The following is an 18,852-nucleotide window of genomic DNA, read 5'->3' as shown; positions in this document are numbered from 1 at the left end:
AGTGAATTCTTCATCGCACATTTGATAAAATTTTAATTAAATTAAAAAAATTCCAACACTTTATACATTTAAAACGTTATACATACGAATGGCATTTGAACAGTGTACTTCTATTTATGGAGTGAGGTTTTACAGTTGATTGAAGAACTTTACAAAAAACACAAGATGGAACTAACGAAATTTGGAAAATCATTAGCTGCAAATGAAAAGGAGGCAGAGGACTTGGAAAGATCCATTTTGCTAAGAAAATAATTTGCAAGAATGAACTCATTCACACGTTAGTGAACAAAAGTAAAGAGGCAAATATTCCATTTATATGTTATGAGGGCAAACTCATTGTCATTGATGGAGAATATAAATTAACGTCAACAGAAGTTGAATTTGCTAATGAAAGTATCACGATTATAAATAATGGAGTTTTAGATCTGGCAAGTAATGTTGAACCAAAAGAACTTTATAATAAAATTAAGGACATTCATAATTTTGGTGTCATTAATAGTAATGATAAACAATCAGGTGTGATTCAGTCTAAAATGAAAACGAACAAAGGTATTGTCGGTAATGCTGAAATCGATGATGAAGAGGATCTTATAGATAATGATCAATCTAATCAAAATGTAATTGCGAACATGAATTATTTAAAACTCTAAAAAATTCAATTCTGTCTCACTATCGGGAGTATACTTTGGTAGTGAGACGAATATTTGTTTCATACACATTGATTCCTATAATAGATATTATGTCTACTAACTTTTAGTAATAAAGGTAGGGGCTACAAACAAATTGCAGCCCCTATTGTCCGTCGACATTAAATTACCTACATTAATGACAATACTTTGCCAACATTATTTAATAACCATTATTTAATAACAGAGCTTTCTTCCATCAATGCAGTTAAAGCCTTTTCAATATAACTATATACTTCTTCTGCAATCCCAAGAAACTCTTCAACATCTACATTACTATCCAAGTAACACGCATACAGATAGTCAACTAAAGCTGAATCAATATTGCAATAATCTGATATGGCACTCTTCATCTTAGTAATGTCATCTTGCCAAACCCCTGTATCTTCTAAAACCAAAGTGTATAATGCACGAATTAATCTTTTTGAGTAACCTTTGATATATCTAGATTTCAGTGTCTCATCATTGGCATTAGATAGAAAACCGCGCACGCGATCCACTGCCTCTTGAGTGTCTGAATTCAAGTCTAATATGAACTCAGGTGAAATAAGAATAGGCGGTACTTCTTCGCCAATATCAGTACCATGTATACAAACACAGATTATCTTGATCCAAAATCCCCATTCATTGGGCTTACTTCTTACATCATCAAGTGAACAAATAACCGTATCAACCTTAGTTACTAATCGATATTTTTGTAAAATCTGGTCCTTCAGACATGATACTCTATCATAATCTATATCTTCTGGTCTTTCGCATACTATTGTAAAATCTGCATCAGACTTAAATGGCTTAGCAGTACCTTTAGGAATTGAGCCACACATATAAATACTGTGAACCTTCCCACTGAACTCTGAAAGCAAGCAAGCTGTATACTCCTCTACAAAACTCTTGTACTCACTCTGAATATTGATCTCCTTTATAACCTTCTCCAAAACCATATTTTTACCACTCTTTTCAACAATGTTTTATTTAATAACCTGGAACCATTTGTACCAACTAGGAAATTAAGTGGATTTTCTAAATCATTCGTTACTGTTTAATAACTTACTTCTCGAACTCTCCGTTCCATTGTTCCTTTGCACAATGGGCATTCTTTTGTATCTATTTGTTTTTCTTCTGGATTTAATCTCTTCCAGGCATTACAAGTGTCCTGTGTACAATCCCATACCAATAACGATTCTTTGGTTTTAGCTTTCTTATTGGTTATCCTTTTGTTCTGAGAATGAGTTGGTTGCTTTGTTGGATCCTTAAATACGTCCATAATGAATCGGGAAACGCGTGTAGTTTGCTCCCGGTACATTTTCGGTGAGCTAATACATATTTCCTCTTCGGCTCTTGTGATGGCTACATAAGCAAGCCTACGCTCGCTCTCTATAGCTGTTTTCAAAATTTGTGTATCTTTCTTTACCACCATATCCTTTCGAGTGTCGGCATCTAACGACGATCGATGAGGAAGTATGTTTTCTGAAGCACCGATTAAGTATACGACAGGAAACTCTAAACCTTTTGATTTATGAATCGTCATTAATTTCAGGACATCTGCATTCGGATCCTTACGCAGTTGTTCCATTTCTTTATTTTTCATAATGATTTCATTTACAAATTGGAGGAAATCAACAATACTCTTAAATGGTTTAGCTGCTGACTCAATTTCCGATAAAGTATCTAATATCATTTCTTTCTGCATGGTGAGATGCTTTCGTTCATCCGCTTCTAAATATTTATCATAGAATGTTCTTATCTTTTTTACCGCTTGTAAAGGATCTTTTCCTTTAAGACTTTGTATAGCTCGAATTCGTTCGTTAATTTGTTTTTTCTGGTACCCTTTTAGATTAGGTAAATCCATTACGTGCGAGAGGAGATGATCGGAGGGATCAGCAAATTCCCTTGTCATAATAAAGTCCGTTGCTTTCTCTCGATTTAAATAAAGCGTTGGCAATACTCCTCTAACCGCTTCTATGTCTTTCGGATTTACGATCAATCTTAAATAATCTAAAACGGGCTTTACAATTGATTGCTCGTAGAACGTGTTTGAATCTCCGAACGTCACAAAGGGAACGTCTTTTAATACCAATTGATCGAAAATCGCGCGACTATTACTGTGTGACCGAAATAATACTGCATAGTCCCTATATGAACGAACGCCCTGCTCCGCCTCTTTCATTATCCTTTCAACGATATTGATCGCTTCACTATTTACATCATCAGGCCTAATAAAAAACGGTGGAAGTCCATTCTCTTCGGCAACTTGTAAGGTCTTTTTATACCGCTTTTGGTTAACCGATATTAGTTTATTGGCCAATCCAACAATAGCAGAAGTTGAACGATAATTAATGTCTAGATGATAAACTGTTGTTCCTGGAAAATCATCACCAAAATTAAGGATAATCGATGAATCTGCCCCATTGAACTCATAGATTGTTTGATCGTCGTCACCTACAACAAATAAATTGTTTTGAGGCTTTGCAATCATTTTAATTAGTTCATATTGAATTGGATTCGTATCTTGCCATTCATCACAAAGGACATAAGAAAATTGATTTTGAACCCTATCTAATAGAGAATCATGATCCTTTAGAAGAAAATAAGAATCAAGCAAGATATCATCAAAGTCCATCCATTGGCCTTCTCTTTTTCTTGTTTCATATCTCTTTAAGATTTCTTTCACTTCTTTTTCAATAGGCGTTTTTTCTGGCAAGTCCCCCACTGTCATCATATTGTTTTTGTAATCAGACAATATCGCTAATAGAGATTCAGGTTCATAATCATCCTTTAAACCCATATCTCTCATAATTACTTTGATATATATATGCTTTTGTTTGTCATTACTTAAGATTCTTCTCTGTTCCCCTTGGTTTCTTAACATTCTGAGAAAAATAGAATGATAGGTGCCCATCGTTAAGTCTCTGGTAATCTTATTCGTTATACCTGGCAGTTTAGCTAGTCTTTCTTTCATTTCATTAGCTGCTTTCTTTGTGAATGTTAACAATAAGATTTGCTTTGGATTCACACCGTATAAAGAAAGCAAATAGCCGGCGCGTGAGGTTAATACCCTTGTCTTACCACTCCCTGCTCCAGCTAAAACGAGTGCAGCGCGTTCAAAATGTCTTGTGGCTTCCAGTTGTGGTTTATTTAGCTTAATACCAGTATTTTCGAGCGCACGAAAATAATAAGCATCTTCTTCCTCTTCCCTCACCAATTCAATAGTCGTTTCAGTACTTGCTAACTCAGCTTTTTCAATGACCTTTCGAGTTGCGCCTGTGGGAAAGTGAGCTTCTGAGACATCGGTATCTTCTATCTCTCGTTTAGGATCACGAAGTACTTCAGCCCACTGTTCAATCATTTTTTGAGCCATTGAACGGTTATATTCTTGATCATCGTTATCCGCAATATCTTTAACTAATGAATAATGAGTTGGTGATACCTGAATGTTTTTAAAGGATAGACTACTTATTGCTTTTAATGAATATTGACGTACTTGAGCTTTTTCACTTCTTAAATTATGTATTAAAGATTTATAAGCCGTAGCACTTGCTTGATTATACGACCGTGAAAGTTTTCTGATTGCAGATGCTGCCAATCTTTTATCTTGATCCTTACCTTCTTTTAAATATTCTAATAGATAAGGAATAGCGTTTTTGTCATTTGTTTCTCCTAATTCGAAAGGAGACATCGATGAGAAGTCCATCATCATTCCCCATTTTGCATTTTTCATCATTCTATCATGTTTTTAGTAAAGACACCCTTAGGTAACGTTCATTTTTTAAATTTATAACAGAAAAAATACCAGCCCTATTTCTCGAGCTGGTATTAGATCCTTCTTTAGTCATTCATTTCCCTAAACTCTAATTAGTGTAATCTGAGTGAGATCAAATAAGATGAATCTTTTCGTATTGACCCCTCCTACTGCTTCTACGTAAGAGAATGTTGCACAAGTTTCGTCATCGTTCTTTTCAACTAAAGTGAATATGGTTGGTAATGTGCCATTATTTAAACTGATGACCTTTCCTCCACTGACGATGTAGAATTGTTGTGCACCCGGGTAGGATGGCTCGCGTTTTAAAGCCACCAGTGATATCAATAAGAGTAGCTCCTCTTCATCACGTAATTCAACTAGAGTGGAATAAGGATCATATCCGGATATTGTAGCACGTAATTCATATGAACCAGCAGGTGTACCTAGGAATGAAAATACACCTTCTGCATTTGTTGTAACTTCGTCGATTAGCTCATCATTCCTTGTCAAGAGTTGAATGAACACGTCTGAAAGGGGAAGGCCAGTTGTGCTGTCTGATACTTGACCCACGATGTCTCCATTGGCTCCTGGCTTCAAATTAAAATCAACGCCAGTCTTTTCTTCACCATTTGTAAGTGATAATTTGATATTTTCTTCTAAATAACCGTCAGCATCAGCGGATACCGAATATTGACCAGCATTTAAATTGCCGATGAAATAGGTTCCGTCAGTATTTGTGCTCGTGTTTCCAACTACAGTCCCATCTACATTAAATACAGAAACGGCTGCATCTTTTAGCGGACCGTTGCCTGAACTGATAACTGTACCTGAAACAGTTGCAGGATTCGGTAACAATGCAAAATTCTCAATATTTGTATCGTTTACAATTAATGTTGATAATCTAGCCGCAGCTCCATACCCTTGTGCAGTAGCCCTCAACGTGTATGTTCCATCACTTAACGCTGGTATTGTATACGCGCCTTCGATATTGGTTAAAGCTACAGCAACGGGTCGATCCAAAAGATCATACGCCTCTACTATTGCGCCTACAATTGGTATACCAGTACTTGCATCCGTAACAATACCTGTAAACTGGCTTGGTAAAGCAACTAAATTGTAAATTAATCGGGTAGGCTCACCAGGGTCAGCGGTGAAGCTGGTGATCTCACTTCTATAATCACGATTAATTGCAGCCATACTGTATTTTCCGGGTTGAAGTCCCTCATATAGAATTTCACCTTTTAAATCGGTTTGCATTTCAGCAACTACCGTACCGTTTTGAGAAGCAATTCTTAAAAGTGTGTTCGGAAGTGGCTCATCACTTTCGCTATTCCGTACTGTACAAGCTACACTTGCAGTCTTTCTTATTAATTGAAGATCAGCAAATGTCGTCATGTTTGGTTCTACTGCAATCGTAGTTGAATCATTACCGTACACACGATGCGTTGCGACAATTGTATAGTTGCCACTTGTTACATCTGTAAAACGATAATTCCCTTGTGCATCTGTGATTGTCGACGCCACCACTGGCCCAGACGTACTAATCAATCGTAATTCTACATTTGTCCTTGCTAAGAACGAACCTGTTTCAGCATCCGTGACGACCCCTTCTACGTTCCCTGGTGAAAACGCTAAGTTTAGATTCGTAACTGTAGACTCCCCTGACTTAATATCTGCACTGAGTGATTGCTGTTCATAACCAGGACTATTGATGAGCATCGTATAAATGCCTAAGGCTAAATCAAATACTGCGTACCCACCATCGCTTTGAGTCAATACAGTTGTAACCACGGATCTCTTCGAATCCATAATTTGTATTGTTGCGCCAGCGATTGGATTACCATTAGGGTCTGTTATGACGCCAACAAGATTGCTTGTTTCTGGTGATATTGCAAGTAGTGCTTCTGCTATTGCGCCGTTCTCAATGATTGCTGATTGTGTAGCGTTCGTGTAGTTTGGAGCGGCTGCGGAAATCACTACGAGACCTTCTTCTAGATTTTCCACTTTTAAAGAACCATCTTGATCTGTAATACCAGAAGTAATTGGAATTCCTGTGTCATTATAAACATCTGTAATAACACCTGGCAACGGAATACTCGTGGGATTCTCTATAACCTGCACAGAAAGTGTCCCACCTTGTGGTGTTAATAATAGATCCAGTTCAGACACCTCACCAGATTCAACTGGAATCGAAAATGTGTTTGGACTATACCCTTCTGTGGTTGTTGTAAGGATATAATTTCCTTCTAATACATTTGTGATCGTATACGTGCCATCAGGTTGTGCAAGAACAGACGTTATGAAGCTATTATTTTGGTCAAATAGGTTAACGAAGATGGATTGATTACGAATTGGGTTTCCATCCTGATCTGTAACAGTACCATTAATGCTTCCAGATACTGAAGTCAATGTTGCGTTTGCCGTTGCAACCTCATTACTGTTTACTACCGCACCGATAGAGGAAACTGCATAGCCTGGTTTATTGGATGAGACTTGATATGAATTCGGTTGTAGGTTTTCAAATGTGTAGTCTCCATCCTCATCGGTAACGACTGAAGAGATGATCAATCCATTCAACAATACATTTATAACCGTTCCTGGAAGAGGATTGCCGTTTTGATCTCGAATTTTCCCAATAATGGATCCGGGTTGAGTGTTTAAGCTGAATTCCATACTTTCCACTTCTCCAGGTGAAATCGTAATCCCCTGGGTGTCACTGTGGTGATCCTGTGCTACCACTGTCACCGCAAACGTTCCAACCGGTAGGTTTCCAATCGAGAAGGAACCACTTCCGTCTGATACAGCTGATCCAATGACAGTTCCATTCACATCAATTACTTTAATTGTTGCCCCGGTTATTGGACCTTCAGGACCTGAAACAGTACCTGTAGCCACTCCGGGATTTGGTCCTAACAAGCCGTCAATCTGGATTGTATCGTTCGGCGTTACCGTTGCACCTGACATAAACGTATTATAATTTGGAGTGGTCATTGATACTGTATACCCACCTGGTGCTAACCCATCGATTACATAATTACCTGAAGGGTCTGTGATTGCACGGTCAATAGGTTGCACACTGTCACCAAAGACAATCTGGATCACCGCTCCACCTATTGGTAGTCCTGTTTGCTCATCAACAATTGTTCCTTTTATAACACCAGGGAGTGCAGTTAAATCAAAATCAGTCGTAGCAGTCTCCCCTTCTTTTACAGTAAATCCTTTTGTAGCGGCTTGGTAGTCCGGATTACTAACCAATAAAGAATAGGTACCTGCATTGAAGTTTTGGATTAAGAAACGACCTTGTTCATCGGTTTGAACTTCAGCGACATTTGTTCCTGTAACATTTACGAGCTTAACAACCGTTTTCATGATGGGTACACCATCTGTAGAAATCGTACCTTGAACACTTGATGGATTTGGCGAAAGGTTAAAGTCATGCGTGTGTGTGACTGCATTCTCTACAAGTATAGATCCGGTTTCACTACCAAAATTATTCATGGTGACGACAATCGTATAGGTTCCAACCGATATCGTTCCAAAATTATAGTTCCCATCACTATCTGTTAGCACAGTATTAATGACTGGACCAAATGGACTGACAGATCTAAGTTCAAGTGAGGCACCAATTAAGGGTTCATCATTGACCTTATTCTTGATCGTACCTTGAACGATTCCCCCATCTGGTATTAACACAATATCAACAACGCTCTCTTGATCGGGGAGTATCGTACCAGACACAATATTACTACCGAAACGATTAGCGTCGGCATTTAAGGTATAATCACCTGGTACAAGTTGAAGTATTTCATATGATCCATCAGTACCTGTAATGACTGTTGATACAGAAGTATTGGTAGCATCGTTTAATAGTACTGTACTGTTGCCGATCGGAGTGCCGTCCGGATCTATAACGACCCCACTTAACGACCCCGTTATTAGTGTCAAAGAAAGTTGAATAGAAGATATTTCTCCCGGCTCAACAATGACACCAATCGTTGATGCCCCGTAACTAGGTGCAATACCTTTTATATTGAGCGGTCCAACTTTAACATCTGGTAAAATGAATTCTCCGTTTTGATCACTTGTGATTGTTGTGACAAGCACGCCGTTCACATCGGATACCTCTACAAAACTGCCTGGTATAGATAATCCCGTTTCAGAATCAACAATTGTCCCTTCAATTGATCCTCCAGCTAGAGTAAGAGGAGTAATGAGGTTTGTTACTTCTCCATTTACAACGATAGATCCTACAGTAGCAGTTTGAAAACCTTCTGCGTTCACATTTACTTGATAGGTTCCCTGTGGAAGGTTTAAAATTTCGAAGGTTCCATCTGATTTTGCCTGTAAAGTCTGAAGCAACGCCCCGTTATCGTTTAGCAATCGAATGGTTACAGAATTGTTTGTGATTGGTTCACCGTTCACGGTGACTGCAGCGCCTTTTATCGTACCGCCAATACCTTGAAGAGCAAATGAAACATTTGAAGTTTCATTGGATACGATGATGACACCTGTTTGATCCTGTATAAAATACGGTGAACTCGCGATCACAGTATACATCCCAGGAGATAACAATGGAGAGACAAAATCACCGTTTGGATCGGAGTTCGTCGAAATAATCGGAATTCCTTCTGGTGTTGATACTGAGACCAAAACCCCTGCAATCCCTTCACTTGTTTCTGTACTCACTACTTTCCCTGAGAACGTGCCTCCAAGCTGAATCATCACAACTTCTAGGCCTACAAATTCTCCACCAGGGGGAACAGAAATACCTGTTGTGAACTCAGCATAGTCATCTATACCAGCGATAATCGTATATGAACCATTTGGTAAATTACCTATCGCGAAATTGCCATCGATATCTGAAATCCCATTTCCGATCTCGACTTCGTGTCGATCAATGATACGTACGCTGACATTTGCTAATGGGTGACCATTCTCATCCACTGCAGTACCTGAAACGGAAACTGGATCAGGTGCGAGGCGAAATTCAAGGTCGGTCGTATCGTTCGGCTCAACAACGATTCCTTTGATTTCTTGGCTATAGTTGAGCGTATACGCATTAATCGTAAACGTTCCGGGCGCTACCCCTTCAATCAAAAAGTTCCCGCTTGCGCCTGCTGTTCTTCTAGCTACTGGGACTGTCGAACCTGGTGAATAAACTTCAACTTGAGCACCAACTAGTGGTGAACCGGTTTCTATATCTAAAATCAATCCAGAAATCCTTCCAGGTTCAGGTGTAAAGAATAGATCTGCAACGACTGTTTCTCCAGGTTGAGGGTTCACAGAAACTTGAACGCGCTGATAATCAGGGGAAATCGCTGATATTAAATATTGACTGGACGTAAATCCGGAAAAACGGTAAAAACCATCTCTATCTGAATTCACAACTTGAATTGAGCTGCCATGTATATCTAATAATCGTACAAATACATTTTCCACTGGTTCACCTGTGATTTCATCGCGAATCGTCCCTTCTGCAGTTGAAGGGAATGGCTCAAGGGCAAAGTCAATTGTCCTTGTTCCGTTTGCAGGAACGACTACTGAAGCACTCGATGAACCGAACCTTTCTTCTGAAAAAGCAATAACGGTATATGTTCCGGCATACAAACCTTGCGTACGAAACACACCTTGTTCGTCAGTAAGCGTGCTCGCATAAACAGGCCCAGTAGGTGTCAAATATCGTACTTGAATATTTACACTAGCGATAGGCTCACCTGTTACCGTGCTTGTTACAGTTCCGATTAAATCTCCAGGTTCTGGTGTTAGAATAAAGCTAAGTGAAGTTGTCTGATCAGATAGAACATCAAATGTCGCACTTTGACTTGAGAATCCTCCGGCTGTTACGAGTGCGCGATAACGACCCGGTGATAAGTTAGGGAAGGTAAATTGACCGAAGCTATCACTAACAACGTTGTTTTCTAAGGTTTTTCCTTGATTAACAATTGTGACAACCGCATTGGTTAAAGGTTCACTAGAGAGTTGATTGGTCACATAACCCGTAATCGCACCAGGATTTCTCAACAAAGGAACATCTATGGTGGTTCCTTCCTCTGGAACAGTTAAGGTAAGCACTTGATTTCCATACCCTTCAGCATTCACATTTAACAAGTAAATCCCAGGAGAGATCGAATCAAATATGAATACACCTTCGTTACTAGGATACTGATTCGTAACGAAAACACCCGTATTCTTCGTTAATGATAAGGTAACAGCTGTTCCAGAAATAGGCTCACCTGTCTCCGAATTAAATACTGTTCCTTGTAAAGTTGTGAGGATCGGAGATAATTGGACCTTCACATTACTTACTTCTCCAGGTGTGATGATGACGGATACGAGATTTGACGTATAACCTTCAAGTGTCGCACTCACTTGATACGTCCCCTCAGATAAGCTTGGAATGATAAACGATCCATCAGGTGATGCTAATAACGCCTGAAGCAGTTCCCTGTTGGCACCCATCAATTTCACCTGAACGTTATCTCCACCAATGGGATTTCCATTCTCATCTACGACTTGACCGGATATGTTCCCAACCAAGCTACGTAATCGTACATTGAGACCAGAAGTTTCACCACTCTGTACGATTACCCCATTTATTTCAGTCGAATAATTCGGTGCTGAGGATGTGACAGTATAGGAATCGGGACCGATATTAAAGAATAAAAACTTTCCGAATTGATCGGTTGTCGCGTTTTTAATGAGAATGCCTAAGCTGTTTCGTAGAAGAATAGATGCACCTGTCACGACTTTGCCTGTTATCGAATCGGAAACCCCACCTGAGATTATGCCTCTTTTACGGTCCATGACAAAATCAACATCCGTTACCTCTTGCCCAGGGTTAACTGTTACGGTTCCAGTTGTAGTTGTATGCATCATTAATTTTGCAATGAGCGCGTAACTACCCGGTGGAACATTCCCTATAAAATAGTTACCATTGATATCAGTGTTTCCATAAGCGATTGGCGTTTCGTTTACGTCCAAAAGAGAGATTGTTGTATTCGGCAATGTCTCACCTATGTCATTAACGATGTTTCCGCTTATTGTTCCTGGATTTGGTTTAATGGTCATCGGGACAATTGTTTCATTTCCTGCTTCTACATAAGCCCCTGTACAAGCAATTGAATAGTTAAGGGCAGCCGCCTTCAAAATATAGTTACCTTGTGCTAAATTTTGAAATTCGTAAACGCCTGATGGGTCGGCTGCAGTTGAGTTGATCAGTTGATTATCTAATGAGAATAATTGTACAACTAAGTTATCAGCAGCAGGTGTAATCGTTCCTTTAATCGATCCAGGATTTGCTTTTAGTTGAATATCGATACTTTTCGTGAACCCCCAAGGTACGATCTCTCCAACAAGGTTTGTTTCATATCCTTTTGCTACAACCGCAAGTGTATATATCCCTGCAGGTAAGCCCATGGATAGAAATTGCCCGTCTGCACTTGTTAACATTGAATCAACTTGAAAGCCGAGTGCGTTACTAATTGTGATTGTTGCACCGCCAATAGGTAACTCTGTATCTTCATCCGTCAACGTACCTGTAATGAAACCAGGGATTGGAACAAGTTCTATCCGGGTTGTGCTGACTTGGCCTGGCTCTGTTTTCACACTCGCATAAGAACTCCTAAAGCCGTCAGTACTTGCATTAACTGTGTATGTGTTCGGTAGAACATTCTCAAAAATAAACTCACCATCAATGTTTGAAAACGTTGTTGCTAGTACCACGCCATTCGAATCAATTAGTTGCATTAGAATTGAAACACCCATTATTGGTTCATCCGTTTCTTCGTTGTAGATCGTCCCTTCAACGGATGAAGGATCTGGAGAAAGAGAGAAATCTAATTCAGATTGATCTCCTGATGTAATGATTGTTCCACCTAATAAAGATTGATAATTGTTAAATGACGCCGTTACAATATAGCTCCCAGGATTCAATTCACCTACTGAATAGTTACCATTAGAATTGGTAACACGTCTAGATACGAGTACATCTGAATCAGAATTATTAATCAGGAGGACCGCTCCAGGAAGTACGTTCCCCTCAATATCCGTTACAGTACCTGTGATAGAACCAAACAACGTCTTGAGCTCTGCATTAAGTGAAAATGTTTGGTTGTTTTCTATAATTGCTCCTAGTGTCGTCGTGGAATAGCCTTCTGCGGTAAAAATGATTGTATATCTACCTGGAGTCAATCCGTTAATGATGTAGGAACCATTTTCATCCGACACTGTCTTGGAAATGACTACATTATTAGATACGACATCGATTTTCGCTCCACTTATAGGAGTACCATCAGATAATACGGTTCCTGCAAGAACGCCTGTTAATCTTTTTAAAGAGATACTCAGGTTGGTGTTTTGATCGGACTTTATATATGCGCCTATATTTTCTGTACCATGTCCTTGCGATGCACACGAAACTGCGTAATTTCCTGGTGCTAACGCTTCCACAAAATATTCTCCATTCAAATCAGTCGTTGCATGTGCACAAGTTAAACCAAAACTGTTGGTTACTTTTATACTCGAACCTTGTAAGAGATCACCTGTATCATCATCTTTTACAGTACCACTTAAAGAACCAGGATTAGGTAACAAATCCAGGTTCACCTCTACCGTTTGCCCTGCCAATACAGCAAAGCCTATGTTGAATGTTTGAAAAGATGATTTACTAGAACGTAATCGATAGGAGCCTGGCGCCAATTGGTTAATGACATATTGTCCTGCCCCATCTGTCGTAGTAGAAGCAACAATGAGTCCTGTCGAACCGATTATATCAACTGTTGCACTAGATAATGGAGTTCCATTACCTGCGATTTCACCTTGCACCGTTCCTGGATTAGAAATAAGTACGAAGTTCTCTGTTGTAGTAGAATTAGAAACAATCTCCTTCCCTATTGAATTGGACTGGAAATTGTCCGCTGTAGCAGTTAACACGTAGTGCCCTGGTTGTATGTTGTTTAACGTATATTGTCCTGTAGGTGAAGTCGTTGCCTTTGAAACAATATCGCCTACATTATTCATCATGAACACTTCAGCACTTTCGATTGCCGAGCCCCCGCTCGAAGTAACTGTACCCTCCAAGTTCCCTAATAAAGGGTCTAAATATTGATTAACAATCGTAACGTTATCTTCTGTAACTACAACGACTCGATTAGAAGTGGTAAAGTCCGGTTTGGAAAATTCTAAGTTATATGAACCAGGATTAACCGTGGAAAAGTTATAATCCCCTGCACTGTTTGTTTCTGTAACAGCCACCTCTGTTGCACCGGATAACAAACGTACGGTGACTTCACCTTCAGGAAGTCCGTTCACCTGATTGAGTACATTTCCAGCAACACCACCTGTCGCTTGGACATCAACTGCAATAGGTTTTCTGACTGGAACTAACTCTCCTCCGGTGAATAAGTCATAGCCGATTGCAGTTGCAACGTTCAAAACTTGATTACCTGACGTATAGAACGATCCATTTTCTACAAAATTCAGCGTAGCACTTTCGCCCGCCTCCAAATCCCCAACTGTCCAAGTGAGTGTTTTCATTCCTTGATTGAAAGCTGTTGATCCTTGTGAGATAGAAGTAACAGTAAATCCTGATACAACATCTAACGCAACGACATCAACGACGTTTACGATTGTCGCCTGACTTTTTCCGATATTCGTTAATGTAATCTTTCCAGACCACTCATAATCTTGTCCTGCAATAGGTTCAGTCGGACCAGAAGTCATTTCCTTAGATATTTCTAATTGCGCTTTGACATTACCCGAGTCGATCGTCACAGGATTGGATAGTGCATCCTTGAACTGGAATCCTTCTGATCTTCTTAGTGAATCCTTATTGTAATTGTTATTGTTCGTAGCCGTAAAAGCAATCATCTGTACCGCATCTTCAGGCGATACTTCTAAAAAGGAAAAGAACGTAGATGCTGGAATGAGAAAATCAATAAAATAGTTTTGTGTATTGCCGAATGTTGTATCAGCTTGAACAACACGTGCGACGTCAAAGTTGATGATTTGTCGAGAATAGTTCGGTTCTCCCTTCCCGTTCGTCCCTTCCGCTTTATCGTTCCAGGAATTGAACTTCTTATCTACGTTTTGAACGAGATTGACTCGATTCTTTCGTCCATTCACAGCTAGGAGCCAGTCGTAGGTCCCTGCAACACCTGTTGTATTTAACAACACACCCCAAGCAAAGTTGGCAAAGGATGTTTTTGACTTGTTTCGAGGATCAGACCTGACACGCATTCGAAAATAGACGTTGATCGTGTCATACGCAAAATAAAAAGAGGGAAAACTACCATTCCCTACGATATCTGTACTGGCTGGGTTCATATCCTTAATTACATCTGCATAAGGTATCCCGCCCACTCTAATTGGGGTAAATTGATTATTCTTGGGAAATGGCATCCCAACACCTCCACAAAAAGAAATAAATCCCAATTACAATATGCTAGGAAACGTAATATAATACCTATTGAACAGTTTACTTAAGGAATATGTCGGGATTTCTACTTCAAATGGAATCAGTTGTACCTCTTGTTGCTATTCATTGCAAACAAAAAAGAGAGGATTTATTTGCCTCTCTCTCAAATTACATTCATCTATATAATTTCCAAGTCTTACGTATTTCTTCAACAACTATATCTGGATCATCCCAATGAAGCATATGTGTGGTGTTAGCCGTTGAGAATCATTTGGTACCATATCTAAAAATTCATCCTATGTTTCCACATGTTCTTCAAAGTCATTTTCATAGTAATTAACTTCTTCATCAAATGGTGGTGTCTTTCCATGACCAGGAGCATCAATGGAAATGATTCGATAATCGTCTTTCAAATGTTCAGCAATTTCAAGAAAACTAAGGCTCGTACTACCTAATCCATGTAAACAAAAGATCACAGGTCTTTTTACATTTCCCTACTCAGTATTATGTACATCTTGATTGTAAATGTTAATAAAATACCTGTTCAATACGAAAACTCCTTAATTTCTTACCTCATAATTTTGCTTTAAAAAATCGATCGAATGATTAATCAAATCCTTTAGTACGTCAACATCAATGTCATCTACTTTATTAATGTAAACACATGCTTTACCGGTCGTATGTTTTCCGAAATCGTTTAACAGCTCTTCACGCTTCTGATCACCTGCTGCGAAATATAAACTAATCTTTGCTTTGCGCGGAGAGAAACCAACTAAAGCAGCGTCACCTTCATGACCAGAATCATAACTATAATGATAAGACCCGAAACCAATAATACTAGGTCCCCACATCTTCGCTTTGTATCCAGTCGTCTCTGTAAAAATATCTAGTAATTTATACGCATCCTCACGTTTCTTTGGACTATCAACATTTTCGATAAATTCAATCACGTCATTGTTATTTTCCTTTGTCTTTAATTCATACATATGATGACCTCCAAATTATTAAGATTCCCATAGATTGTAAATCATGCCATAAGGGTCACGAACATAACAGTCATTTCCTTTTCCTTCCCATCTTACAATAGTAAAATGGTTTTCTAAGAGATGCTTTCTTGCTTCTTCTAAATCTTCTACGATTATCTCCAATACAGGTCCGAGATTTTCTTCACCTTCAATTAAGAAAATAGAATGATGTTCCGTTCTAAATTCTATTTCTTGTACTTGGCTATCAGAGGGTTGTTTAAATCCAAACACTTTTTCATAAAATTCTTTCGCTTCATTAACATCTTTTACTTGAAATCCTATGTTATTGGACATTTTGTATTTCAAATTGTATTCCCCTCCTTCTTCTACATCCTATTCTTCGTTTAATAATCATTAAATCCTTTTCGAATGATCAAAAATGCAAAAAGAAAAGCACTATTGAATTCCATCAATAATGCTTTTCCATATCTCACTAGATTATTCGATTGGTGATGAAGAGGTTGTTTCAGCTTTTTCATCTTGTACGATTTTGTTAGTTCCTTTTAGGAGGGGTTGATCGTTGAAATATGCGACTTCATCAATGTGGTATCCGTAATCTGTTACAGAGCTATCAGAATCAAGTGTAACTGTGATTTCGTCACCATCAACAATAACCCAAAATGCAGATTTGACACCATCATGTTGTTCAATAACTGTTCCATTCTTATCTTTCACATATACAAAGTCATAGCCAGCTTCTGTTTCGAATCTTGAGAAGTGGATTGCAACCTGTTGTGCACCAGGCTTTGAATACGTATGACCACTATTATAGTTGTTCGGATATGGATGTGGTGTGTCAGCTGATGCCGTTTCATAATACCATTGTGCAGTGCTTTGGGAGCCTGTCGGGTACGTAACATTCAAGGCATAAGCGGTAGATGTACTAGATGCTCCGTTATATCCAACCACCTTCACATAAAAGGTACCTGCACCAGTTGCTGAATATGAAATCGATTCACTCGTCGTGCCGCCATTTTCTGATTGTGCTAGTAAACTACCAGCACTATTGTATAAGTAAACATCGTAATCACCTGGTAAATTAGACAAGCTTACAGATATGTTTCCTGAATCAACTGCATCAAATTTAAAGTAATCTACGTCAGAAGATGACCAAATGTAAGAGTTATACGTTGTGCCACTTGCAATTGGACCATGTGCTGTTGCAAGCGTATCATTGGCTTCATAAGTGTCTCCGGAACTAGTACCACCAATTCCAACTGCTGCAAAACCATCATCAACTGCCTGATATTCTGGACTACTTGAACCGTAAAGATCAGTAGCCGCTTGTAACAATGCACTTCTTGCATCATCAAAATCAGACTGTGAAGTTAAATAGGAAGATAATGCTCTGTAATAAATATCTCCAGATTTATCTAAACCAATATCTGTTGCTATATTATAGAAGGCTTTATTCGGAATACCACTGTTTGTATGAACGCCACCCCAGTCGCCTTCTTCCGTATTCGGTAGATTTTGATAATCATTCATATGCTCAGGTTGTCCATATTGTGATGGAGAAGAAATACTTCTCAGTGCATCTCCTGGCGTACCTGGTGTGTAAACATCTTCACCAAGTAACCAATCAAAGTCACCGTTTTCTGCTTCGACAATTACGCCAAATACATCGGAAAATGATTCATTTAAAGCACCTGACTGATTTGCATAAACGAGATTAGCTGTGTTTTCTGTTACGGCATGCGTTAATTCATGTGCAACAACATCTAGAGAGCCCGATAGTTCCGTAAATGTACTTCCATCGCCATCTCCATATACCATCTGAGATCCATTCCAGAATGCGTTATTATAATTGGTACTGTAATGGACTGTGGAAATGATATCAGAGCCATTTCCATCATAGCTGTTTCGATTATGTGTGTTGTAGAAATAATCGTACGTTACACCCGCATTGTAATGCGCACTAACCGCAGCTGCTTGATTGCTAGCATTGTAGTTATTATCAGAATCTGTAACGTCTGAGCCAGGTAGGGATGTACCATTATTAGCAGTGTACGTTCGGATTACCCCACTCATCGCTTTCGTATCATCGTATAACGTATATTGACCTCCGGAATAAAGCGTGTTAATCGTTCTCGTATCACCATTCACATCTACACCCGTTCCAGTTGCAGTGTGTAGTGCATCGTAATGATGGATGACTTCTCCGTTGGTAGCGCTTACAAAAACAAATTCACGGCCAGGTTTAGGGTCAATAAACTGTAACTCTACTAAATATACCGGCATCCAATTGTCACCAGACTCATAGAGATAAAGATCAGCTGTTGGTTTAGAAGTGTAGGTGTTCTTATTTGGTTTAAAATCGAGTATTTTTTCAGCTTTCTTTATTGCCTTTTTCTCTGATAATTTAACTTTCTTGTTCCATTGAATTTGTTCTAACTTGGGCTCAACTTGTCCATTCATGGCAACGACATTTCCATCCTGATTCGTATGTACAGAAAGCTCCGCACCATATACAGGTATACCGTCGACTTTTAATTGTGTTTTGTAGTGTGTCATGCCAAGTTCGTCTTGATTTACATCTATAATGTCAAAATCACCTGCGTTTAAATTGAATAGCTCTCTTTGGTCATTCAGGTAACTTTTCACATCACTTTTCGATTTTACTTTTTTGTCAGAAAGTTTCCCAGAGACAAAATCAGGTACGCCACGTTTTTTATCCCAGGATACCTTTAATCCTTCCTTTCCTTTCATCTTTTCAAACTTGTGCAACACCTTTAACTGGTCCTGCTTCTTGTCTACCTTTTCACTTTTAATCGACGTGGCATCAACATTTTGAGGAAGAATTGTACTTCCTAGTGCAAGCGTTAATGCTAAACTAACCGTTACCCCTTTTTGCTTAACCCCTTTTGATAACCTTTTACTCATTTGCTCACTCCTTAAATTTAGTGTCTATTTAAAAGTAAAGAATTCCAAATATTTTTACAATAGGGAAAATTGACTAAATATGTCGGAATTATCAGTTAATTAGGA

7 protein-coding genes and 1 pseudogene are annotated in these 18,852 nt (G+C 38.9%); 1 reads left to right on the top strand and 7 read right to left on the bottom strand.

Annotated features, from left to right (window positions below; genetic code table 11):
- The first annotated feature begins 281 nt into the window (after window positions 1–281).
- On the top strand, window positions 282–650 hold the full coding sequence (locus L2716_RS07115; RefSeq protein WP_236333140.1) for a hypothetical protein: 369 nt from the start codon (window positions 282–284) through the stop codon (window positions 648–650).
- Window positions 651–859: 209 nt separating this feature from the next.
- On the opposite strand, the gene L2716_RS07110 is transcribed toward L2716_RS07115, so the two are convergent.
- The 7 genes and pseudogenes from L2716_RS07110 to L2716_RS07080 all read right to left on the bottom strand — a co-directional run bounded on the left by L2716_RS07110 (window position 860) and on the right by L2716_RS07080 (window position 18,747).
- Window positions 860–1,627 carry a nucleotidyltransferase domain-containing protein gene (locus tag L2716_RS07110; RefSeq protein WP_236333139.1) on the bottom strand — a complete coding sequence of 256 codons (768 nt, stop codon included), beginning with the start codon at window positions 1,625–1,627 and terminating at the stop codon, window positions 860–862.
- Between the two features lie 98 nt (window positions 1,628–1,725).
- Complete coding sequence (locus tag L2716_RS07105) at window positions 1,726–4,407, bottom strand: UvrD-helicase domain-containing protein (protein ID WP_236333136.1); 2,682 nt, start codon at window positions 4,405–4,407, stop codon at window positions 1,726–1,728.
- A gap of 120 nt (window positions 4,408–4,527) precedes the next feature.
- The gene (locus L2716_RS07100) at window positions 4,528–14,823 is read right to left on the bottom strand and encodes a carboxypeptidase regulatory-like domain-containing protein (RefSeq protein ID WP_236333135.1); all 10,296 of its coding nucleotides are present in this window, start codon (window positions 14,821–14,823) and stop codon (window positions 4,528–4,530) included.
- A gap of 318 nt (window positions 14,824–15,141) precedes the next feature.
- A pseudogene (locus tag L2716_RS07095) lies at window positions 15,142–15,387 on the bottom strand (alpha/beta fold hydrolase); the annotation flags it as partial.
- Between the two features lie 12 nt (window positions 15,388–15,399).
- On the bottom strand, window positions 15,400–15,825 hold the full coding sequence (locus L2716_RS07090) for a DUF1801 domain-containing protein (RefSeq protein WP_236333132.1): 426 nt from the start codon (window positions 15,823–15,825) through the stop codon (window positions 15,400–15,402).
- 18 nt (window positions 15,826–15,843) lie between these two features.
- A complete protein-coding gene (locus tag L2716_RS07085) occupies window positions 15,844–16,170 on the bottom strand; it encodes a VOC family protein (protein WP_236333131.1) in 327 nt (108 codons plus the stop codon).
- A 132-nt stretch (window positions 16,171–16,302) separates the two neighbouring features.
- Window positions 16,303–18,747 carry a M4 family metallopeptidase gene (locus L2716_RS07080; protein WP_236333129.1) on the bottom strand — a complete coding sequence of 815 codons (2,445 nt, stop codon included), beginning with the start codon at window positions 18,745–18,747 and terminating at the stop codon, window positions 16,303–16,305.
- Between the last annotated feature and the right edge of the window lie 105 nt (window positions 18,748–18,852).

The organism is Pseudalkalibacillus berkeleyi, from assembly GCF_021608225.1.
In the GTDB taxonomy this organism is placed as follows: domain Bacteria; phylum Bacillota; class Bacilli; order Bacillales; family Fictibacillaceae; genus Pseudalkalibacillus; species Pseudalkalibacillus berkeleyi.
The sequence above is the reverse complement of the archived record's forward strand: the minus strand, read 5'-3'. Positions and strand labels throughout refer to the sequence as shown.